Annotated in this window: 23 protein-coding genes and 1 pseudogene; 19 read left to right on the top strand and 5 right to left on the bottom strand. The window is 71.5% G+C overall.

Going from position 1 to position 20,299, the window contains the following annotated elements:
- The first annotated feature begins 114 nt into the window (after window positions 1-114).
- From GA0115254_RS10010 to GA0115254_RS10000, 3 genes are all read left to right on the top strand, one after another.
- Window positions 115-1,089 (top strand): ABC transporter ATP-binding protein, encoded by a 975-nt coding sequence (locus tag GA0115254_RS10010; protein WP_093894954.1) that lies wholly within the window; start codon window positions 115-117, stop codon window positions 1,087-1,089.
- Window positions 1,090-1,276: 187 nt separating this feature from the next.
- Window positions 1,277-2,005 (top strand): ABC transporter permease, encoded by a 729-nt coding sequence (locus tag GA0115254_RS10005; RefSeq protein ID WP_176740057.1) that lies wholly within the window; start codon window positions 1,277-1,279, stop codon window positions 2,003-2,005.
- 34 nt (window positions 2,006-2,039) lie between these two features.
- Complete coding sequence (locus tag GA0115254_RS10000) at window positions 2,040-2,777, top strand: ABC transporter permease (RefSeq protein WP_176740054.1); 738 nt, start codon at window positions 2,040-2,042, stop codon at window positions 2,775-2,777.
- A 157-nt stretch (window positions 2,778-2,934) separates the two neighbouring features.
- Here GA0115254_RS10000 and ybaK read toward each other — a convergent pair whose 3' ends face one another.
- From ybaK to GA0115254_RS09980, 4 genes are all read right to left on the bottom strand, one after another.
- Window positions 2,935-3,438, bottom strand: coding sequence for a Cys-tRNA(Pro) deacylase (ybaK, locus tag GA0115254_RS09995; RefSeq protein ID WP_093894924.1), 504 nt, complete (start codon window positions 3,436-3,438; stop codon window positions 2,935-2,937).
- 32 nt (window positions 3,439-3,470) lie between these two features.
- Window positions 3,471-4,214, bottom strand: coding sequence for an LON peptidase substrate-binding domain-containing protein (locus GA0115254_RS09990; protein ID WP_093894923.1), 744 nt, complete (start codon window positions 4,212-4,214; stop codon window positions 3,471-3,473).
- A 5-nt stretch (window positions 4,215-4,219) separates the two neighbouring features.
- Complete coding sequence (locus GA0115254_RS09985; RefSeq protein ID WP_093894922.1) at window positions 4,220-5,257, bottom strand: hypothetical protein; 1,038 nt, start codon at window positions 5,255-5,257, stop codon at window positions 4,220-4,222.
- Between the two features lie 268 nt (window positions 5,258-5,525).
- Window positions 5,526-7,127 (bottom strand): oxidoreductase, encoded by a 1,602-nt coding sequence (locus GA0115254_RS09980; RefSeq protein WP_093894921.1) that lies wholly within the window; start codon window positions 7,125-7,127, stop codon window positions 5,526-5,528.
- 138 nt (window positions 7,128-7,265) lie between these two features.
- On the opposite strand from GA0115254_RS09980, the gene hisD reads away from it, so the two are divergent.
- The 10 genes and pseudogenes from hisD to GA0115254_RS09935 all read left to right on the top strand — a co-directional run bounded on the left by hisD (window position 7,266) and on the right by GA0115254_RS09935 (window position 15,032).
- Complete coding sequence (hisD, locus tag GA0115254_RS09975) at window positions 7,266-8,588, top strand: histidinol dehydrogenase (protein WP_093894920.1); 1,323 nt, start codon at window positions 7,266-7,268, stop codon at window positions 8,586-8,588.
- Window positions 8,585-9,712: a histidinol-phosphate transaminase gene (locus GA0115254_RS09970; protein WP_093894919.1), complete on the top strand. Its 1,128-nt coding sequence runs from the start codon at window positions 8,585-8,587 to the stop codon at window positions 9,710-9,712. Before hisD ends, GA0115254_RS09970 begins: the two co-directional genes overlap by 4 nt.
- Entirely contained in the window at window positions 9,709-10,311 is a 603-nt protein-coding gene (gene hisB, locus GA0115254_RS09965; RefSeq protein WP_093894918.1) for an imidazoleglycerol-phosphate dehydratase HisB, read from the top strand. Before GA0115254_RS09970 ends, hisB begins: the two co-directional genes overlap by 4 nt.
- Window positions 10,308-10,475: a hypothetical protein gene (locus GA0115254_RS44320; RefSeq protein WP_176740053.1), complete on the top strand. Its 168-nt coding sequence runs from the start codon at window positions 10,308-10,310 to the stop codon at window positions 10,473-10,475. Before hisB ends, GA0115254_RS44320 begins: the two co-directional genes overlap by 4 nt.
- Before the next feature lie 10 nt (window positions 10,476-10,485).
- A complete protein-coding gene (hisH, locus tag GA0115254_RS09960) occupies window positions 10,486-11,142 on the top strand; it encodes an imidazole glycerol phosphate synthase subunit HisH (protein ID WP_093894917.1) in 657 nt (218 codons plus the stop codon).
- Entirely contained in the window at window positions 11,142-11,867 is a 726-nt protein-coding gene (gene priA, locus GA0115254_RS09955; protein ID WP_093894916.1) for a bifunctional 1-(5-phosphoribosyl)-5-((5-phosphoribosylamino)methylideneamino)imidazole-4-carboxamide isomerase/phosphoribosylanthranilate isomerase PriA, read from the top strand. The genes hisH and priA overlap by 1 nt, the downstream gene beginning before the upstream one ends.
- A complete protein-coding gene (locus GA0115254_RS09950; RefSeq protein ID WP_093894915.1) occupies window positions 11,864-12,262 on the top strand; it encodes a RidA family protein in 399 nt (132 codons plus the stop codon). Before priA ends, GA0115254_RS09950 begins: the two co-directional genes overlap by 4 nt.
- Window positions 12,259-13,014, top strand: a complete 756-nt coding sequence (gene hisF / locus GA0115254_RS09945) for an imidazole glycerol phosphate synthase subunit HisF (protein WP_093894914.1) — start codon at window positions 12,259-12,261, stop codon at window positions 13,012-13,014. Before GA0115254_RS09950 ends, hisF begins: the two co-directional genes overlap by 4 nt.
- 162 nt (window positions 13,015-13,176) lie before the next feature.
- Entirely contained in the window at window positions 13,177-13,764 is a 588-nt protein-coding gene (locus GA0115254_RS09940; RefSeq protein WP_093894913.1) for an ArsR/SmtB family transcription factor, read from the top strand.
- 25 nt (window positions 13,765-13,789) lie between these two features.
- Window positions 13,790-15,032, top strand: a pseudogene (locus GA0115254_RS09935) (MFS transporter).
- Between the two features lie 25 nt (window positions 15,033-15,057).
- On the opposite strand, the gene GA0115254_RS09930 reads toward GA0115254_RS09935, so the two are convergent.
- Entirely contained in the window at window positions 15,058-15,690 is a 633-nt protein-coding gene (locus tag GA0115254_RS09930; RefSeq protein ID WP_093894912.1) for a TIGR03085 family metal-binding protein, read from the bottom strand.
- An 84-nt stretch (window positions 15,691-15,774) separates the two neighbouring features.
- Here GA0115254_RS09930 and hisI point away from each other — a divergent pair, with 84 nt between their 5' ends.
- From hisI to trpC, 6 genes are all read left to right on the top strand, one after another.
- Window positions 15,775-16,158: a phosphoribosyl-AMP cyclohydrolase gene (hisI, locus tag GA0115254_RS09925; protein WP_093894911.1), complete on the top strand. Its 384-nt coding sequence runs from the start codon at window positions 15,775-15,777 to the stop codon at window positions 16,156-16,158.
- Between the two features lie 11 nt (window positions 16,159-16,169).
- The gene (locus tag GA0115254_RS09920; protein ID WP_093894910.1) at window positions 16,170-17,663 is read left to right on the top strand and encodes an anthranilate synthase component I; all 1,494 of its coding nucleotides are present in this window, start codon (window positions 16,170-16,172) and stop codon (window positions 17,661-17,663) included.
- Between the two features lie 14 nt (window positions 17,664-17,677).
- Window positions 17,678-18,337 (top strand): TIGR02234 family membrane protein, encoded by a 660-nt coding sequence (locus GA0115254_RS09915; RefSeq protein WP_093894909.1) that lies wholly within the window; start codon window positions 17,678-17,680, stop codon window positions 18,335-18,337.
- A 129-nt stretch (window positions 18,338-18,466) separates the two neighbouring features.
- Window positions 18,467-18,715, top strand: a complete 249-nt coding sequence (locus tag GA0115254_RS09910; RefSeq protein WP_093894908.1) for an HGxxPAAW family protein — start codon at window positions 18,467-18,469, stop codon at window positions 18,713-18,715.
- A 79-nt stretch (window positions 18,716-18,794) separates the two neighbouring features.
- Window positions 18,795-19,334, top strand: coding sequence for a DUF2752 domain-containing protein (locus GA0115254_RS09905; RefSeq protein WP_370740846.1), 540 nt, complete (start codon window positions 18,795-18,797; stop codon window positions 19,332-19,334).
- Window positions 19,335-19,449: 115 nt separating this feature from the next.
- Window positions 19,450-20,259: an indole-3-glycerol phosphate synthase TrpC gene (gene trpC / locus GA0115254_RS09900; RefSeq protein ID WP_093894906.1), complete on the top strand. Its 810-nt coding sequence runs from the start codon at window positions 19,450-19,452 to the stop codon at window positions 20,257-20,259.
- The last annotated feature ends 40 nt before the right edge of the window (window positions 20,260-20,299 follow it).

The raw sequence follows: 20,299 nt of genomic DNA, 5'->3' as shown, positions 1-20,299 counted from the left end.
TGCGGCGTCGACGTCCGACCGGCATGGCCCCGGGCGCAATAAGGGGCATCCGACCCCGTACTCTCGTACCTCGTGAGTACGGGCACAGCACAGGCGCAGACGGCGACCGGGACCGTGTGCGCGGTGCGTGATCTGGTCAAGACCTATCCCGCCGCCCGCGGCCGCCGCGGTGCACCCGCCACACCCGAGGTGCGCGCCACCGACGGGATCAGCCTGGATGTGCGGGGCGGCGAGATCTTCGGCCTCCTCGGCCCCAACGGCGCCGGAAAGTCCACCCTGGTACGGCAGCTCACCGGGCTGATGAGGCCCGACTCCGGCAGCGTCATCGTGCTGGGCCACGATCTCGTACGCCATCCCGAGCGGGCCTCCCGGCTGATCGGGTACCTCGGGCAGGAGTCCACCGCTCTCGACGAGCTGACCGTCTCGCTCGCCGCCGAGACCACCGGACGGCTGCGCGGCCTCGCGGTGCGGGACGCCCGCGCCGAGCGCGACGACGTACTCGACGAACTCGGCCTCACCGAGATCGCGGGACGCCCCCTGAAGAAGCTCTCCGGCGGACAGCGGCGGCTCGCCTGCTTCGCGGCCGCGCTGGTCGGCGAGCGGCCGGTGCTGGTGCTGGACGAGCCGACGACCGGCATGGACCCCGTCGCGAGGCGCGCCGTCTGGGCCGCCGTCGACCGGCGCCGGGCCGAACGCGGCACGACGGTGCTGCTCGTCACCCACAACGTCATCGAGGCCGAGACGGTTCTCGACCGGGTCGCCGTGATCGAACGCGGCAAGGTCATCGCCTGCGACACACCGACCGGGCTCAAGGAACGTGTCGCGGGCGAGGTCCGGGTCGAGCTGGTGTGGCGCGAACGGGCGCCCCTGGACGTGCCCGAAGTGGCCGCGCTGCGCGGCTCGGCCCAGGAGTCCGGGCGGCGCTGGGTGCTCAGGCTCGGTCCCGACGAGGCGCGGGCGGCGGTCGCCGCCGTGACCGGCGGCGCGGCCTTTGCCGCACTCGACGACTTCACGCTGGCGACGCCCAGCCTGGAGGACGTCTATCTCGCGCTCGGCGGGGACGCGATCAAGGGGCTGGTGAAGTCATGACCGCGGCGGGCGGGGCGACCGGCTGCGCATGCGTGGCAGGGCAGGGAGCGAACAGGAGCAGCGCCAGGTGACGAGCATCGTTCCCGCGCAGGCGGTGACCGGACCCGTCCGGACCGCCGATGACGGCCGTACCGGCCGCGACGGCCAGGATGAGGCGGTCCCCGCGCCGCTCGCGCCACGGGCCCGGCTGTTCCCCTCGCTGGCGGCCGTCTACCGTGCCCAGCTGTCCAGGGCCAGGGTCGCCCGTATCCCGCTGCTCTTCGTCGCGACCTTCCAGTCCGTCGGGATCATGGTGCTGATGCGCGGGGTCGTCGACGGCGGCTCCGAGGCGCGCGCCGTCGTCGCCGGATCCAGCGTCCTCGTGGTGGCCTTCGTCGCGCTCAATCTGCTCGCCCAGTACTTCGGGCAGCTGAGGGCCGGCGGCGGACTCGACCACTACGCCACCCTGCCGGTGCCGCCTGCCGCGGTGGTGCTCGGTGCGGCCGGGGCGTACGCCTCCTTCACCGTGCCCGGCACGATCGTCACGGCCGTGGCGGGGAGCGTGCTGTTCGGACTGCCGCTGACGCATCTGTGGGTGCTCGTCGCCGTCATCCCGCTCTCCGGAGCGGCGCTCTCCGGGCTCGGTGCCGCGATGGGGCTGCTCGCGCCCCGGCAGGAGCTGGCCACGCTGCTCGGGCAGCTGGGCATGTCGGCGGCGCTGCTGCTCGGTGTCCTGCCGGCCGACCGGCTGCCCGGGCCGATCGGCTGGGCCCGCGATCTGATGCCCTCCACGTACGGTGTCGAGGCGCTCTCCCGGTCCTTCGACGCCCACCCCGACTGGGCGGTCGTCGCACTGGATCTCGCGGTCTGCGCCGTCGTCGGCGTCCTCTCGCTGGCTGCGGCCACCTGGGCGTACCGCAGAGCAGCGGTCCGGTGAGGCGCGGCACAGGTACGCCTGGCACGATGGCAAGGTGACCGCACCTCTGACGCCGCCTCACCAGCCCTCGTCCAACGACCCCTGGCAGACCCCGCCGAAATGGGGTGGGCCCGGTCGTCCCGGCGGTCCGGGTGCCTCCCACTCCGGCACCCTGCCGGCGTCCCAGGAGGAGCGGAATCTCCGGTCGGATCTGCTGCGTGCCGCTGTTGTCACCGTTCTCGTGACCGTCGCGGGCATCGGGCTCGGACTCCTCTGGGTGTGGCTGGCGCCGCGGGTTCCGCTGATCTCCGACAGCACGGCCGTCTTCCTCAGTGACAGCGAGGGCGAGGAGGCGATCGGCGCCGACGGTACGTTCGTGCTGCTGGCGCTGGCCTTCGGTGCTCTCTCCGCGGCGCTGGTCTTCCTGTTCCAGCGGCGTGGCGGGATCGCCCTGGTGGTGGGGCTCGCGCTGGGCGGCCTGCTCGGTTCGCTGCTTGCCTGGCGGCTGGGGGTGTGGCTCGGGCCGGACCAGGACGTGGTCGCGCACGCGCGGGCGGTCGGCAAGGGCGTGGTCTTCGATGCGCCGCTTCAGCTGCGGGCCAAGGGGGCGCTGCTGGCGTGGCCGCTGGGGGCGATGGCGGTTCATCTCGGTCTGACGGCGTTGTTCGGGCCGCGGGATCCGGAGCCGGAGTGGGGTGTGTTTCCGGGGTGGGCCGCGGGCGGGCCTGTGCCGGGGGCGGGGCCGTCGCCCGCGGGTGGGGGCGTGCCGCCGGTGCCGCCGGCTGAGTCCTAGGCGGGCGCGGGGTGCCGGTGCGGGGTGGGCCATTGCGCGGGGCTTGTCCCCCGCCCGCCCCTTCCCGGACCGGGGCTCCGCCCCGGACTCCGGTCCTCGAACGCCGGACGGGCTGAACGGCACCCAGGAGCGCCGGGCCGAAAAGTGCCCAGGGCGGCTACCCCCGGCCGATCTCGGCGAATACCGCCCCCGTCAGGGACGCCAGATCCGTGGGGGAGAGCTCGACCTCCAGGCCGCGGCGGCCCGCCGAGACGCAGATTGTCTCGTGGGACTGTGCCGACGCGTCCAGCACCGTACGCAGCCGCTTCCGCTGGCCGAGGGGTGAGATGCCGCCCCTTACGTAGCCGGTGGTGCGTTCGGCGGCCGCCGGGTCGGCCATCGCGGCTCGTTTGCCGCCCACCGCGGAGGCCAGGGCCTTGAGATCCAGGGAACCGGCCACCGGGACGACCGCCACGGTGAGCGAGCCGTCGACGTCCGCGACCAGGGTCTTGAAGACCCGGTCGGGGGAGACGCCCAGTGCCTCGGCCGCCTCCTCGCCGTAGGAGGCCGACGCCGGGTCGTGGTCGTAGGAGTGGACGGTGAACGCCGTGCCGGCCGCGGTCAATGCGACTGTTGCCGGGGTGCCGCCGGACTGCTGCTGCTTCTTCGGCTTCTTCGCCACGGGGGAGGGTCCTCGGGTCGGTCGGTCGTCAGTCAGTTGGGATGGGTCGGGGCACGCGTCAGATCCACCGCGGGCAGGGACGGCAGATGCCGGATGACGGCGGTCTCGGAGCGCAGCAGCGTCAGTTCCTCGCGCAGCCGGGTCGCGGTGTCGGGTGCCTGGAGCAGCCGCTGCTTGCACGGGATGTCGAATACGGCCGCCGCCGCGACCAGGTAGGAGACGACGGAGGGGTCGTCGGGCAGGTCCGCACCCGTCGTCAGGGAGCGTTCGCTCGCCCCGGCCAGTCGCTTCTGGTAGCTGCGGAAGGCCCGCAGGACGCCCTCGGCGAGTGCGCCGGCCTCCTCGCCGGGTTCCTCGTCCAGCTCTTCGAGTTCGGCCGTCAGATAGGGGCCGCTCGCGTCGACGGAGAGCAGCTTGACCCGGGTGGTGCCGGTCGCGAGGACCTCGAAGCTGCCGTCCGGCCGTTCCCGGATCTTCGCCGCGTCGGCGATGCAGCCGACCCGGTGGAAGGTCTGGATCGGGTCGGGGCCGAAGCCGTCCGCGGGACCGCGCTCGGCGGGGGTGCTCACCGCCTCCGGCATTCCGGCGGCCGTCGGGGCGACCTCGCGGCCGTCGCGGATCGCGACCACGGCGAAACGGCGGGGTTCGTCGTCGTCGGTCTTCAGCAGCTCGCGCATCATGGCGCGATAGCGCTCTTCGAAGACGTTCAGCGGCAGCACGAGGCCGGGAAACAGCACCGCGTTCAGCGGGAACAGAGGCAGGCGAGCGGTGGTCACAACGGTCAAGCGTAATGGCCGCGGGGCCGACCACGGTCGGCCCGGCCCGACAAGGACGTCGCACAGGCCGCCCGGAGCCGCGCCTCGTCCCTCGCGTCGAGGAACCGGCCGAGCGGATCGTCTGAGACCGACGACCACGGGAACGACGCCGCGTGGAGTCCGATCTGCCGGAACTGTTCCAGCGCCTCGCCCCAGCGGCCCCGCGTGACCAGCACGTACGCCAGCAGGTTGCGGACCTCGGCGGGCCACGGGTCGCCGGGCGGGAACGAGGCGGACAGCGTGATCGCCAGATCCGCTGCCGCGTCGATCCGTTCCTCCTGCACCGAGGTGGTCCGTACGTCCGGCCCCTCGATCAGCAGGGCGAAGGCGGCCCGCAGCGGCAGCGCCTGCACCAGTGAGCTGGGCAGTGAGTCCTCGGCGGCCCGCTCGGCGAAGTCGAAGCACTCGCGGTGCGAGCCGTACCAGGCGGCGGAGAGGTATCGCAGCGCCGCGACATGGCAGCCGTAGTGGTGCGAGGAGCGCTGGATCGCCTGTTCCCACAGCGCCTCGAACATGGTGTGCGTGGCATGGGTGCCGCGCGCATGGTCGAGCGCGAGCCGCCACGGCACCGGGTCGCGGGGGTCGCTCTCGGCCGCCGCGGTGATCAGCGGTCCCACCTCGCGCAGCTGCTCCGCCCGGACGGGCGACTCCCAGGCCCGGCGGACTGCCAGCTCGGCCTTGACGAGCAGCGCGTCCGGGTCGTGCGGTGCGGCGGCGAGCCAGTCGGTCAGCCATCCGTCGCGGTTGCGGGCGAACGTGGCGAGCCGGCTCAGGTAGCGGTCCCGGTTCTCCCACTCGGCGCCGTCCCGGGTGGTGGCGAGGAGTTTCGCGGCCGGTTCGTACTCCCCGAGGGCGGCGGCGACAAGCGCCGGGGAGAGCCGTTCGTCGGGGGCGTCGAGCAGCACCGCGTCGTCCGAGGGCAGCCCGGCGGCCCCCTGGGGGGAGTGCTGGATCACGCGCGCGGTACGGAGCAGAGCGCGAAGGAATGACATGGTGCAGATCATTGAAAAGCGCTGGTCGGGACGGCGCCAGGGGGGTGCTGTGAAGCTTTGGTGCCGAGTGGATGGGTTGTATCGAGCTGGGTCAATAAGAGGTAAAGGAAAGCGAGGAATTTGGCTTGTTTCCAATGATCCGGTCATTGGTTTCCGATGCTTCGGGTATGGCTCGGCAGATCGTTCGACCACGGCCTCCGGCCACCGCGACGGCCACTGCGCAGAAGGGCTTCGGCCGGTGGGACGGTCGGTCGTCCGGCCGGCCGCAGCCGGACTCGGGTCAGCCCCGGCGCAGCAGCCGTGAGGCGCCCGCCGCGACCGTCGTGGCCAGTATCCAACCCAGCAGGACGAGCACGGCCGCCGCCCACTGCCAGCCACCCTCCATGCGCCAGTAACCGTCCTGGCCGAGGTTGATGACCGGCACCAGCAGATCGAGTGCGTAGAGCGCCGGATTCCACTGCGGATGCTCATCCTGTTTGATCGCCGCCGGCACGTGCTGGGCGAAGGCCAGCGCACCCGCCGCCCACAGCACCGCCATCCACACCGCGGCCCGCCCCGGCCGGTAGCCGTACGCCACCGTCCAGTCCTGGAGGAAGCCCCAGAGCTTCGCGGCGGGCGGCAGCGTCTCGCGGCGCCGCCGCTGCTTGGCCAGCAGCACCTCGCGGGCATCCGCGTCCTCCCCGCAGTTGCGCAGCACCGTGGCGAGGCGTTCGTACGGCTCCGGTACGTACTCCGGGGTCGCCGCTGCCACCCACTCCAGGCGCCGGGAGAGCGGGAAGTGCCCGTACGGGACGAGGTTCTCGTAGACGAAACCGCCCATCGCCAGTCCGCCGGGCCCCGGCCAGCTGGTCGACACATCGATCAGCGTGACGACCTTCGCACCGTTCAGCACGACCCGGCCCTCCTCCGGCCGTTCCGCGTTGAACCGCAGCTCCGGGGTGACGATCCGGCGCAGCGACAGCTCCTCGTGCCTGGCCAGTACGAACCGTGCCTTGTGCAGATCGACCGCGTCGCCGAACCGTCCGTCGTCCAGGCGCACCCCGCCGCGGCACTCGAAGATCTGCGAACGCGTACCGCGCGCCGGGGTCGGCGCCATGACGATGCCGTACGGGGGAGTGGTGCCCTGGTTCCCGGTGTCGATGCTCACCCACGCCTCGCTCATGTACAGCGTCCGCTCCACGGTCAGCTGAGGTGCGTTCAGCGCGCGGCGCCCCTCCCTGCCCCGCAGCCGACTGCCGCGCAGACTCAGCGAACCGCCGACCTTCGCCCCGCGCAGGCTCAGCTCGCCGCGCGCCTCGACCATCTCCGCCTGCAGGTCCTGGGCGACCGCCAGCCCGTCACCGGCCAGGGACCGCCCGCCCCGGTCGGAGCCGATCTCGATCTGGTTGATCAGCAGATCGGTGCCGATCTGTGCGTCGGTGAGCCGGATCCCGCGCTTGATGCGGCAGCGCGGCAGATGCAGATCGCCCTCGGTACGCAGCCGGGCCGCCTCCAGCCGCGGCATCGCGCAGCCGACCATCCGCAACGTCGTGAAATGACATTCGGGCAGTACCACCTCGTTCTCGAAGCGGCATCCGGTCAGCTCGACGTACGGCGCGACGCGCCCGCCCGCGAGATCCAGTGTCCCGGTGATCCGTACACCCCGGAGCTTCAGCGCGGCGACCCGGCCGGGCCGCGGTGGTGGCCCGGACAGCAGCAGCCGGGCGACGACGCGCCCGTCCACACTGCGCTCCGGTCCCCAGGTGCGCGGCGCGAACGGATCGTCCCGCGCCGGGTCGCGGGCGCGCAGATCGTAGGTGCTGCCGTTCCGGAAGGCTTGCCACATGCCCAGCTCGGCCGCGCTGAGACCGTCCGGAAAATCGCCGTCGTGCGGTTCGGTCACCGGTGCCCCTTCCGCTCGGAGCTGTTCTTCCCTCTGTGTGACGACGTGAACACTATTGGTCAGCAGTGACGGCCGGGACATGTATCAGCCAGTGATACGGGCGACCGGATGCCGGAGGCGGTCTGAGAGAATTGCGGTGTGATCTCTCGAATCGATCTGCGCGGCAACGCCCTCCCCGAGGGTGGAGCCCTGCGCGACCTGCTGCCCCGTGCCGAGTTCGACGTGGAAGCCGCCCTGGAGACGGTGCGGCCCATCTGCGAGGACGTACGCCATCGTGGCTCGGCGGCAGTGATCGAGTGGGGGGAGAAATTCGACGGCGTACGGATCGACTCGATCCGCGTCCCGGCCGCGGCGATCGCCGAGGCGCTGGAGCGGCTCGAACCCGCCGTACGGGCCGCCCTGGAGGAGTCGATCCGCCGCGCCCGCCTCGTCCACCGCGAGCAGCGCCGCACCACACACACCACCCAGGTCGTCCCCGGTGGCACCGTCACCGAGAAGTGGGTGCCGGTCGAGCGCGTCGGGCTGTACGTACCGGGCGGGCGCTCCGTCTACCCGTCCTCCGTCGTCATGAACGTCGTACCGGCCCAGGAGGCGGGCGTCGAGGGCATCGCCGTGGCATCCCCGCCGCAGAAGGACTTCGACGGTCTGCCGCACCCGACGATCCTCGCCGCCTGCGCCCTGCTCGGCGTCGACGAGGTGTACGCGGCCGGCGGCGCCCAGGCCGTCGCGATGTTCGCGTACGGAACGGCCGAATGTCTTCCGGTGAACCTCGTCACCGGCCCCGGCAACATCTATGTCGCCGCCGCCAAGCGACTCCTCAAGGGCCGGATCGGCATCGACGCCGAGGCGGGCCCCACCGAGATCGCGATCCTCGCCGACTCCACCGCCGACCCGGTGCACGTCGCCGCCGACCTGATCAGCCAGGCCGAACACGACCCGATGGCCGCCGCCGTCCTCGTCACCGACTCCGAGGAACTGGCCGCAGCCACCGAGGCCGAGCTGAAGCCGCAGGTCGCCGCGACGAAGCACATCACCGACCGGATCGAGCCCGCACTGGCCGGCCGCCAGTCCGCGATCGTCCTGGTCAACGACGTGGAGGACGGCCTCAAGGTCGTCGACGCGTACGCCGCCGAGCACCTGGAGATCCAGACCGCCGACGCCGCCGCGCTCGCCGACCGGGTCCGCAACGCCGGGGCGATCTTCGTCGGCCCGTGGGCCCCGGTCTCGCTCGGCGACTACTGCGCGGGCTCCAACCACGTTCTGCCGACCGGCGGCTGCGCCTGCCACTCCTCGGGCCTGTCCGTGCAGTCCTTCCTGCGCGGCATCCACATCGTCGACTACACGCGCGACGCGCTCGCCGAGGTCACCCACCATGTCGTGACCCTCGCCGAGGCGGAGGACCTCCCCGCCCACGGCGCCGCGCTCAAGGCCAGGTTCGGCGGAGAGGTTCCACAGCAGTGACGCACAGCAGCACCACCCGCAATGCCTGGGACGAGCTCCCGATCCGCGACGAACTGCGCGGCAAGTCCCCGTACGGGGCGCCGCAGCTCGACGTACCCGTGCGGCTGAACACCAACGAGAACCCGTACCCGCTGCCCGAGGCGCTCGTCGACCGGATCGCCGAGCGCGTCCGCGAGGCCGCCCGCGACCTCAACCGCTATCCCGACCGGGACGCCGTCGAGCTCCGTACGGAGCTGGCCCGCTACCTCAGCCGCACCGCCGGGCACGAGGTCGGCCTCGCCAACGTCTGGGCGGCCAACGGCTCCAACGAAGTGCTCCAGCAGTTGCTGCAGACCTTCGGCGGCCCGGGGCGCACCGCGATCGGCTTCGAGCCCTCGTACTCCATGCACGCCCTCATTGCCCGCTCCACCGGCACCGGCTGGATCTGCGGACCGCGCAACGAGGACTTCACCATCGACGTCGAAGCCGCCCGGAAGACCATCGCCGAGCACCGGCCCGACGTCGTCTTCATCACCTCGCCCAACAACCCCACCGGCACCGCCGTCGACGCCGAGACCGTACTCGCGCTGTACGAGGCCGCCCAGGCGGCCAAGCCGTCGATGGTCGTCGTCGACGAGGCGTACGGCGAGTTCAGCCACCACGCCTCGCTGCTCCCGCTGATCGAGGGCCGGCCGAACATGGTGCTCTCGCGCACGATGTCGAAGGCGTTCGGCGCCGCCGGACTGCGCCTCGGCTACCTCGCCGCCGACCCGGCCGTCGTCGATGCGGTCCAGCTGGTGCGGCTGCCGTACCACCTGTCCTCCATCACCCAGGCCACCGCGCTCGCCGCCCTGGAGCACACGGATACGCTGCTCGGATACGTCGCGCAGCTCAAGAGCGAGCGCGACCGGATCGTCACCCGGCTGCGCGCTCTCGGCTACGACGTCACCGACTCGGACGCCAACTTCGTCCAGTTCGGCCGCTTCGCCGACAGCCACACCGCCTGGCAGCAGATCCTCGACCGGGGCGTCCTGGTCCGGGACAACGGCGTACCGGGATGGCTGCGGGTCTCCGCGGGCACCCCGGCAGAGAACGACGCGTTCCTCGATGCGGTACGCGAACTGAAGAAGGAGCACGACGCATGACTCGCGCGGCCCGCGTAGGAAGAGTCGAACGCACCACCAAGGAAACCTCGGTACTCGTCGAGATCAACCTCGACGGCACCGGCAAGGTCGAGGTGTCGACCGGGGTCGGTTTCTACGACCACATGCTCGACCAGCTCGGCCGGCACGGACTCTTCGACCTCACGGTCAAGACCGACGGCGACCTGCACATCGACTCGCACCACACCATCGAGGACACCGCCCTCGCCCTGGGCGCCGCGTTCAAGCAGGCCCTCGGTGACAAGGTCGGCATCTACCGTTTCGGCAACTGCACCGTCCCGCTGGACGAGTCGCTGGCCCAGGTCACCGTCGACCTGTCCGGCCGCCCGTACCTCGTGCACACAGAGCCCGAGAACATGGCGCCCATGATCGGCGAGTACGACACGACGATGACCCGGCACATACTGGAGTCCTTCGTCGCCCAGGCACAGATCGCCCTGCACGTCCACGTGCCGTACGGGCGCAACGCCCACCACATCGTGGAGTGCCAGTTCAAGGCGCTCGCCCGCGCCCTGCGCTACGCCAGTGAGCACGATCCGCGCGCTGCCGGGATTCTTCCTTCCACGAAGGGCGCGCTGTGACCGGCCTCAACACCATCCTGATCCTGGTCGGCCTGTTCCTGGCGGGCGGGGTCTACTCCTTCTCGAAGCAGAAGATGCCCAAGGGCGTCATCGTCCTGCTCGGGCTCGCGTCCGTGATGTGCCTGGTGGCAGGCGTCATGCGGATCCAGGGACTCTGGGACTGAGGTACGACTTGTGAGCGACAAGAAGAAGAGCGACAAGAAGAAGGTCGTCGTCTTCGACTACGGCTTCGGCAATGTCCGGTCCGCCGAGCGGGCCCTCGCCCACGTCGGCGCGGATGTCGAGATCACCCGCGACTACGAGAAGGCGATGAACGCCGACGGGCTGCTGGTGCCCGGCGTCGGCGCGTTCTCCGCCTGCATGGAGGGGCTGAAGAAGGCTCGCGGTGAATGGATCATCGGCCGCAGGCTTGCCGGAGGCCGCCCTGTCATGGGCATCTGCGTCGGTATGCAGATCCTCTTCGAGCGCGGCATCGAGCACGGTGTGGAGACGGAGGGGCTGGACGAATGGCCGGGCACCGTCGCCCCCCTGAAGGCGCCGATCGTCCCGCACATGGGCTGGAACACTGTGCGGTCCCCCGAGGACTCCCAGCTCTTCGCGGGTCTCGACCCCGAGGCCCGGTTCTACTTCGTGCACTCCTACGCCGTGCACGACTGGAGCCTGGAGGTCACCAACGCCAAGATCCGCGCGCCCCGGGTCACCTGGGCCACCCACGGCGAGCCGTTCGTCGCGGCCGTGGAGAACGGCGCCCTGTGGGCCACCCAGTTCCACCCCGAGAAGTCCGGCGATGCCGGGGCCCAGCTGCTGACCAACTGGATTGAGACGCTGTAATGCCGAAGCTTGAACTCCTCCCCGCCGTCGACGTCCGCGACGGCCAGGCCGTCCGCCTCGTCCACGGCGAGTCCGGCTCCGAGACCTCCTACGGTGACCCCCTGCAGGCCGCCCTCGCCTGGCAGCAGGCGGGCGCCGAATGGCTGCATCTGGTCGACCTGGACGCCGCGTTCGGCACCGGTGACAACCGGGCGCAGATCGCCGAGGTCGCCCGCTCCATGGACATCAAGGTCGAGCTCTCCGGCGGCATCCGCGACGACGCCTCGCTCGCCGCGGCCCTCGCCACCGGCTGCACCCGGGTCAACCTCGGCACCGCCGCCCTGGAGACCCCTCAGTGGGTCGCCAAGGTCATCGCCGAACACGGAGACAAGATCGCCGTCGGCCTCGACGTCCGCGGCACGACACTGCGCGGGCGTGGCTGGACCCGCGACGGTGGCGACCTCTACGAGACGCTCGCCCGCCTCGACTCCGAGGGCTGTGCCCGCTACGTCGTCACCGACATCGCCAAGGACGGCACGCTCCAGGGCCCCAACCTGGAGCTCCTGAAGAACGTCTGCGCCGCCACGGACAAGCCCGTCGTCGCCTCCGGCGGTGTCTCCTCGCTGGACGACCTGCGGGCCATCTCCTCGCTCGTCCCGGACGGCGTCGAGGGCGCGATCGTCGGCAAGGCGCTGTACGCGAAGGCGTTCACCCTCGAAGAAGCACTGCAGGTGGTCTCCGGATGACCGACTCCGTCAACCGCATCTCCTCCGGCGCCCCCTGGGAGGACAAGTTCGGCTACTCCCGCGCGGTCGAGCTGCCGAACGGCCTCGTCCTGGTCGCCGGCTGCACGTCGGTGGAGAACGGGCAGATCTCCGCGGGCGGCCCGTACGAGCAGACGGTCACCTCCTTCAAGGTCGCCTTCGACGCCCTGAAGCAGCTCGGTCTGGGCCGCGAGGACGTCGTCCGCACCCGGATGTACATCACGCACGCCCGGGACGTGGACGAGGTCGGCCGCGCCCACAAGGAGCTCTTCGACGACGTCCGCCCCGCCGCGTCGATGATCATCGTGTCCGGTTTCGTGGACCCGAGCCTGGTCGTCGAGGTCGAGGTCGAGGCATACCGGGCAGGTGCGCGATGACCCTCGCGGTACGCGTCATTCCGTGCCTGGACGTCGACAACGGCCGGGTCGTCAAGGGCGTCAACTTCCAGAACCTGCGCGATGCGGGCGACCCCGTCGAGATGGCGAAGCTGTACGACGCCGAGGGCGCCGACGAGCTGACCTTCCTGGACATCACCGCGTCCAGCGGCGACCGGGAGACCACCTACGACGTGGTGCGCCGCACCGCCGAGCAGGTCTTCATCCCGCTCACGGTCGGCGGCGGCGTCCGTACCGCCGACGATGTCGACAAGCTGCTGCGGGCCGGTGCGGACAAGGTCGGCGTCAACACCGCGGCCATCGCCCGCCCGGACCTCATCCGGGAGATCGCCGAGCGCTTCGGCCGCCAGGTGCTGGTGCTCTCCGTGGACGCCCGGCGCACGCCCGCGGGCACCTTCGAGGTCACCACGCACGGCGGCCGCAAGGGCACCGGCATCGACGCCGTCGAATGGGCGCACCGGGCCGCCGAGCTGGGCGCGGGCGAGATCCTGCTCAACTCGATGGACGCGGACGGCACCAAGGACGGCTACGACATCGAGATGATCGCAGCGGTACGGGAGCACGTGACCGTCCCCGTCATCGCCTCCGGTGGCGCGGGCCGACTCGCGGACTTCGCGCCGGCCATCGCGGCGGGCGCCGACGCGGTGCTCGCCGCGTCCGTCTTCCACTTCGGTGATCTGCGGATCTCCGAGGTCAAGGGCGCGCTCAGGGAGGCCGGACACCCGGTCCGCTGACCGCACAGCACTCATCGATCGCCGGGTGGAGCCGTTTTGGGCTCCACCCGGCGATCGGCGTTCCGAGGGCGGTTGCGTCGCTTCTCCGGCCACCCAAAACCTGCAACTTTTATTGCGCAATAAAGATTGCGCAAGTTTTCCTTCCTGTCTACGGTGGAGGGCATGGCAAGCAATGAATCGCGCCGGATCTCGGATCTGGGGACCCTGAAGGCGTTCGGGCACCCGCTGCGGATGAAGCTCTACCGGGCGCTCTACATCTCCCGTCAGGCCACCGCCTCCCAGCTCGCCGAGCAGGTCGACGAGGCGGTCTCGCTGGTCAGTTACCACCTGCGCAAGCTCGCCGACCACGGTCTGATCGAGGAGGCCGAGCAGCAGGGCAAGGACGGCCGCGAGCGCTGGTGGCAGCCCGCCTCGAAGGGGCTGACCTTCCACGAGGAGGACTTCAGCGACGCACCCGAGAAGGCCGCTACCCACGCCGCTGTCGGCCGGCTCTCGTTCGACCAGCACGTCGAGCTGTACCGCCGCTACATCGATTCGGCCCAGAGCTGGCCACCGGAGTGGCGCAGCGCCGCCTCCGGCTCCGAATACCTGGCCCGGCTCACCGCCGAGGAGCTCGCCGCACTCAGCCGTGAGATGCACGAGGTGATCGACCGGTACGAGGAGCTCGGACGCGCCCGTGACGAGGCGGGAGACACCGAAGGCCGCGAGAACGTCGCGGTGCACCTGCACGCATTCCCGTTCCGCACCTGAGCCGTCGCCCCGAGAGGACACCCTCATGACCGCCACCGAAGCGGCCACGAAAGCCCCCGAACGCCCCGCCCATCGCGACGGCAACGTCCTGCGCTGGCTCGGTGCCTACACCGCGTCGATGATCGGCGACAGCGTCTACTACATGGCGCTCGCCTGGGCCGCCGCCCGCACCGGCAGCCCCTCCCAGACCGGACTCGTGCTCGCCGTCGGCTCCATACCCAGAGCCTTACTGATGCTCGGCGGGGGAGTGCTCGCCGACCGGATCGGACCGCGCCGCGTCGTCGTCAGCAGCGACGCCGCCCGCTGCCTGGTCGTGCTGGGCCTGGCGGGCGCGCTGCTGCTCACCTCGCCCGCCGTGTGGATGCTGATCGCCGTCGCGCTCGTCTTCGGCGTGGTCGACGCCCTCTTCCTGCCCGCCGTCGGCGCCCTGCCACCCCGGATCACCGCCGCCGGACAGCTGGCCCGCGTCCAGGGACTGCGCGGACTCGCCTCCCGGACCGCCAATGTCGTGGGGGCTCCGCTCGGCGGCGCCGCGGTGGCCGTCGGCGGCCCGAGGCTCGCGTTCGCCGCGGCAGGGGTGCTCTTCGCCGTATCACTGCCGCTGCTCCTGTCGCTGCGGATCAGCCCATTGCCCGCCCGGGAAGCCGCCGAACCGTCCGGTACCGCCTGGCACGATCTGGCCGACGGACTGCGTCACATCCGCCGTCACCCGGTGCTCGGACCGCTGATGCTCGCTGTCGCCCTCAGCGAACTGGGCTTCGCGGGGCCGCTCAACCTCGGACTGATCCTGCTCGTCCGTGAGCGCGGCTGGGGCGTCCGGCATGGGCTTGATCGTTGCCGCGTTCGGCATCGGCGCCGGCGCGTCGGCCCTGCTGCTCGCCGTGCGCGGCCGGGTTCCACGGGCCGGGCTCGTGATGTGCCTGACGATGCTGATCGGCGCAGTCGCCATAGCGGTCCTGGCCCACGCCCCCTCGGTGGGCCTCGCCGTCACCGTCGCCGTCTGCATCGGGCTCTTCGCCGGCCTCGGCGGCTCCCTGTGCGGCGCCCTGACCCAGACGGTCACCGACCCCGCCTACCTGGGCCGGGTCACCTCGGTCTCGACGCTCTTCACCCATGCGATCGCCCCGCTCAGCTACCCGGTCACGGGAGCCGCCGTCGCCGCCTGGGGAACGGGCCCGGTCTTCGTCACCAGTGCCGCGGTGTGCGCGGCGGGAGCGACGGCCGGTCTGGCCTTCACCCGGCTGCGCCGCGCGGAACTCCCGCGCTGACATCGCCCCCGTCCAGCGGTCGGCCCTACATCCCCAGCTCCGCCGTGTGCAGCCGGGCCACCGCCTCCTTGTCGCCATCGAGGTCCACCGTCGCCGCGTCCTGCCGGCCGAACGCGAAGAGCAGCAACTCGCCCGGCTCGCCGGTGACCGTCACCACCGGGGTGCCCTTGTGCGCCACCGCCGTCTGGCCGTCCGGGCGGCGCAGCACCAGCCCCACCGGGGATTTGCGGCCCAACAGCCGGGCCGTCTTCTCGGCGCGCGACCAGAGCACATCGGCGAAGACCGGGTCCAGCTCCCGCCGCGACCAGTCCGGCTGGGCCCGGCGCACATCCTCGGTGTGGACGTAGAACTCGACGGTGTTGGCGGCCTCGTCGATCTGCTTCAGACCGAACGGGGACATCCGCGGTGGTCCGGTACGGATCAGCTGGATCAGCTCCTCGTACGGCTTCGCCGCGTACTCCGCCTGCACCCGTTCGAGGCGGTTCTTCAGCACGCCCAGCACCACTCCTCCCGCCGCGTCCGGCCGGCGCTCGCGGACCACCACATGGGCGGCCAGGTCCCGGGTCGTCCAGCCGTGGCACAGGGTCGGGGCTTCCGGTCCCGCCGCCTCCAACAGGTCGGCGAGCAGAAGTCGTTCACGCTTCGCATGGGTCGACATGCTCGCCAGCGTACGACCGCCGCACGCGGTCCGCCCAGTGGACGCCGCACAGAGCCGCTCCCGCGGCCACGGCACAATGGGCGCATGACCAGCGCGCCCACGCCCAGCACTCCGCCGCCGTCCGGCAACCTCGACCCGGCCATCGCCGCGCGCCTCAAGCGCGGTGCCGACGGCCTCGTCCCGGCGATCGCCCAGCAGTACGACACCGGTGAGGTGCTGATGCTCGGCTGGATGGACGACGAGGCCCTGCACCGCACCCTCACCACCGGCCGCTGCACCTACTGGTCCCGCAGCCGTCAGGAGTACTGGGTCAAGGGCGACACCTCGGGCCACATCCAGCAGGTCAAGTCCGTCGCCCTCGACTGCGACGCCGACACCGTCCTCGTCAAGGTCGACCAGACGGGTGCCGCCTGCCACACCGGCGACCGCACCTGCTTCGACGCAGACGTCCTCCCGCTCGCTCAGTAGGGTCAGCCGTCATGGATCTCGATACCTTCCGCAAGCTGGCCGTCGACCGCCGTGTCATCCCCGTCAGCCGCCGGCTCCTCGCGGACGGCGACACCCCGGTCGGGCTCTACCGCAAACTCGCGGGCGAGCGCACCGGCACCTTCCTCCTCGAATCCGCGGAGAACGGCCGCACCTGGTCGCGCTACTCCTTCATCGGGGTACGCAGCGCCGCCACCCTCACCGCACGCGACGGACAGGCCCACTGGCTGGGCACCCCGCCCGTCGGCGTCCCCGTCGACGGCGACCCGCTGCAGGCCCTGCGCGCCACCATCGAGACCCTGCACACCCCCCACGACCTGGTCGTCGACGACGGGCTGCCCCCGTTCACCGGCGGCATGGTCGGCTACCTGGGTTACGACATCGTGCGCCGCCTGGAGAAGATCGGTGACAGCGTCGAGGACGACCTCCACGTTCCCGAGCTGACCATGCTGCTCACCTCGGACCTGGCCGTACTCGACCACTGGGACGGCAGCGTCCTGCTGATCGCCAACGCGATCAACCACAACGACCTCGCGACCGGCGTCGACGAGGCGTACGCGGACGCCGTCGCCCGTCTCGACGCCATGGAGCAGGACCTCTCGCGCCCCGTCGAGAACGCCCCCGCCGCCCTCCCGCCGTCCGAGCTCCCCCCGTACACCGCGCTGTGGGGCGGCAAGGCGTACCAGGACGCCGTCGAGGACGTGAAGGAGCGCATCAGGGCCGGCGAGGCCTTCCAGGTCGTCCCCTCCCAGCGCTTCGAAACCCCGTGCGCGGCAAGCGCGTTGGACGTCTACCGGGTGCTGCGCGCCACCAACCCGTCGCCGTACATGTACCTCTTCCGCTTCGACGGCTTCGACGTCGCGGGCTCCAGCCCGGAAGCCCTCGTCAAGGTCGAGGACGGACGGGCCATGGTCCACCCGATCGCCGGTACCAGGCACCGCGGCGCCACCCCGCAGGAGGACCAGGCGCTCGCCGACGAACTCCTCGCCGACCCGAAGGAACGCGCCGAGCATCTGATGCTCGTCGACCTCGGCCGCAACGACCTGGGGCGGGTCTGCGAACCCGGCAGCGTCGAGGTCGTCGACTTCATGTCGATCGAGCGGTACTCGCACGTGATGCACATCGTCTCCACCGTCACCGGCCGCGTCGCCGAGGGCCGCACCGCCTTCGACGTCCTCACCGCGTGCTTCCCCGCGGGCACCCTCTCCGGCGCTCCCAAGCCCCGCGCGATGCAGATCATCGAGGAGCTCGAACCGACCTGCCGCGGACTGTACGGAGGCTGCGTCGGCTACCTCGACTTCGCCGGGGACTCCGACACCGCCATCGCGATCCGGACCGCCCTGCTCCGCGACGGCACGGCGTATGTCCAGGCCGGAGCAGGTGTCGTCGCCGACTCCGACCCGGTCGCCGAGGACACCGAGTGCCGCAACAAGGCCGCCGCGGTGCTCCGCGCGGTGCATACGGCCAACCGGCTCCACGGAGCATGAGGCGGTAAGGGATAGTGGAGGGCGTGAGTGCTGTCCCCGTACCCCAGCCCCGTGCCCGAGCCGCCACCGCGCCCGACGTCGCGGGAAGCCGCCGCAGCCTGGCCGCCGGCCTGCTCCTCGGGGCGGCCGGCGCCACCGTCGTCCTGCTCGCCTCCGGCCAGACCTGGGCCGAGGGCCGGGCGGCCGTCGGTGGCGGCTCCCTGCCGCTGACCGCCGACGGCCAGGACGTCACCGGCCTTCCGGCGGCCCTCGCCATAGTCGGCCTGGCCGCCCTCGTCGCCGTCTTCGCCGTCCGTAGCGGCACGCGACTGATCGTCGCCGGACTCCTCGCCCTCAGCGGCCTCGGTGCCGGACTGAGCGCCTGCCTCGGGGCCTCCGACAGTTCGGCGCTCGACGAGAAGGCCGCGCAGACCACCGGCGACGCCTCGGCGACCATCGGGGCCCTCAGTCACACCGCGTGGCCGTACGTCACCGCGGCCGGCGGCCTGCTGATCCTGCTCGCCGGGCTGCTCGCCCTGCGGTACGGGAAGCTCTGGCCCACCATGTCGGGACGGTACGAACGGGACGGCACCCCCCGCCCCCGCAAAGCCGCCCGCACCGCCCCGGACCCGGACCGGCCCGAGGACCTGTGGAAGGCCCTGGACCGCGGCGAGGACCCGACGCGCGAGGCATGACCCCCCCAGCTCACGTCCTACCCGCACGTACGGGACAATGAAGCCGAGCTTTCTGCACAGCGGCACCAACAGCGGCACCAGCTTTGCGTACAGCGATACCAACAGCGCATCACCAACAAGGAGCAACTCATGGCGGGCAGCAGCCACGGACACACCCCGGCCGCCTGGACCGGTGTCATCATCTCCTTCATCGGCTTCTGCGCCGCAGGCGTCTTCATGGTCGCGGCCAACCCGATCGGCTTCTGGGCCGGTATCGCCGTCATCTTCCTCGGCGGGGTCGTCGGCCTCGCGATGAAGGCCGCGGGCCTCGGCATGCCGAAGGAGTCGGAAGAGATGGCCGCGGCCAGGGCACGCGCCGGGCAGGCACAGATCTCCTGACGCACGCCCCACCCGTACGAATGCGAGGCGCAGCCCGGCCCGGGCTGCGCCTTTCCGCATCAGCGGGGACAATCACCGGGTGGACGCATCGCCTACTCCAGCCGCCGCACCGTCGGCGCCGGGCTCCCGGCCCGCCCCCTGCCACCCGCCGATGTCCGGTCATCCGCTGACGCCCGGCCCGCCCCCGTCCCCGCAGGTCTTCCCTCCCGCCCCCGTCCCCGTCTCGCGTTTCCGGCGGCTCGCCACCCCGGTGGGAGTCATGGCCGCCGTCATCGGGGCGTTCGGCTACGTCGGTGCCGTCGACCCCAATCAGCCGGGCCACTACCCGGTCTGCCCACTGCTCCGGTTCACCGGCCTGTACTGCCCGGGCTGCGGCGGGCTGCGCAGTGCCCACGCTGTCGCGCACGGCGACATCGCCGCTGCCCTCGGCTCCAATGCGCTCGCCGTCGTCGGCTACGGGATCTTCGCCGTCCTCTGGGTGGTCTGGATGACCCGCGCCTCCCGGGGCAGGCCCATGAGCGTCGCTGCGAACCCCGTCGTCTGGTGGGGGATCGGAGCCGTGCTGCTGATCTTCTCGATCGTCCGGAATCTGCCGTTCGGATCGACTCTGGCGCCTTGAATGCCCAGGTAATGGGACATTCGGCGACTGGATTCGGGCCCTTTGGCCTCCTGCGGATAGCATTGACATGGCTGATCCTGTTCCCTCATCACCGTCCCGGAAGGGGGCCGCTCGCGTGAGTGTGCTCGACGAGATCATCGATGGCGTACGCGCCGACCTCGCAGAGCGGCAGGCGCGTGTCAGCCTCGACGAGCTGAAGGAACGCGCGGCGCGCGCTCCTGCGGCCAAGGACGGAGTCGCCGCCCTGCGTGGCGAGGGCGTGACCGTCATCTGCGAGGTCAAGCGCTCAAGCCCCTCCAAGGGGGCACTCGCCGCGATCGCCGACCCGGCCGCGCTCGCCGCGGACTACGAGGCGGGCGGCGCGTCCGTCATCTCGGTCCTCACCGAGGAGCGCCGCTTCGGCGGTTCGCTCGCCGACCTGGAGGCCGTTCGCGCCAAGGTCGACATCCCGATCCTGCGCAAGGACTTCATCGTCACCTCGTACCAGCTCTGGGAGGCCCGCGCCTACGGCGCCGACCTCGCCCTGCTGATCGTCGCCGCCCTCGACCAGGAGGCCCTCGTCTCCCTGATCGAGCGCGCCGAGTCCATCGGCCTGACGCCGCTGGTCGAGGCGCACGACGAGGAGGAGGCGGAACGAGCCGTGGACGCCGGAGCGAAGATCATCGGTGTCAACGCGCGCAACCTGAAGGACCTCAAGGTCGACCGCTCCACCTTCGAGCGCGTCGCCCCCGAGATCCCGAACCACATCGTCAAGGTCGCCGAGTCCGGCGTCCGCGGCCCGCACGACCTGATCGCGTACGCCAACGCGGGCGCCGACGCGGTGCTCGTGGGCGAATCCCTGGTCACCGGCCGCGACCCGCGGGCCGCCGTCGCCGACCTGGTCGCCGCAGGCGCCCACCCGGCGCTCCGGCACGGACGGAGCTGACCGCAGCCATGTCCGCCGACCGTCCCGCGCGCCGTATCCG

It is taken from the genome of Streptomyces sp. Ncost-T10-10d (assembly GCF_900091955.1).
GTDB lineage: Bacteria > Actinomycetota > Actinomycetes > Streptomycetales > Streptomycetaceae > Streptomyces.
The sequence above is the reverse complement of the archived record's forward strand: the minus strand, read 5'-3'. Positions and strand labels throughout refer to the sequence as shown.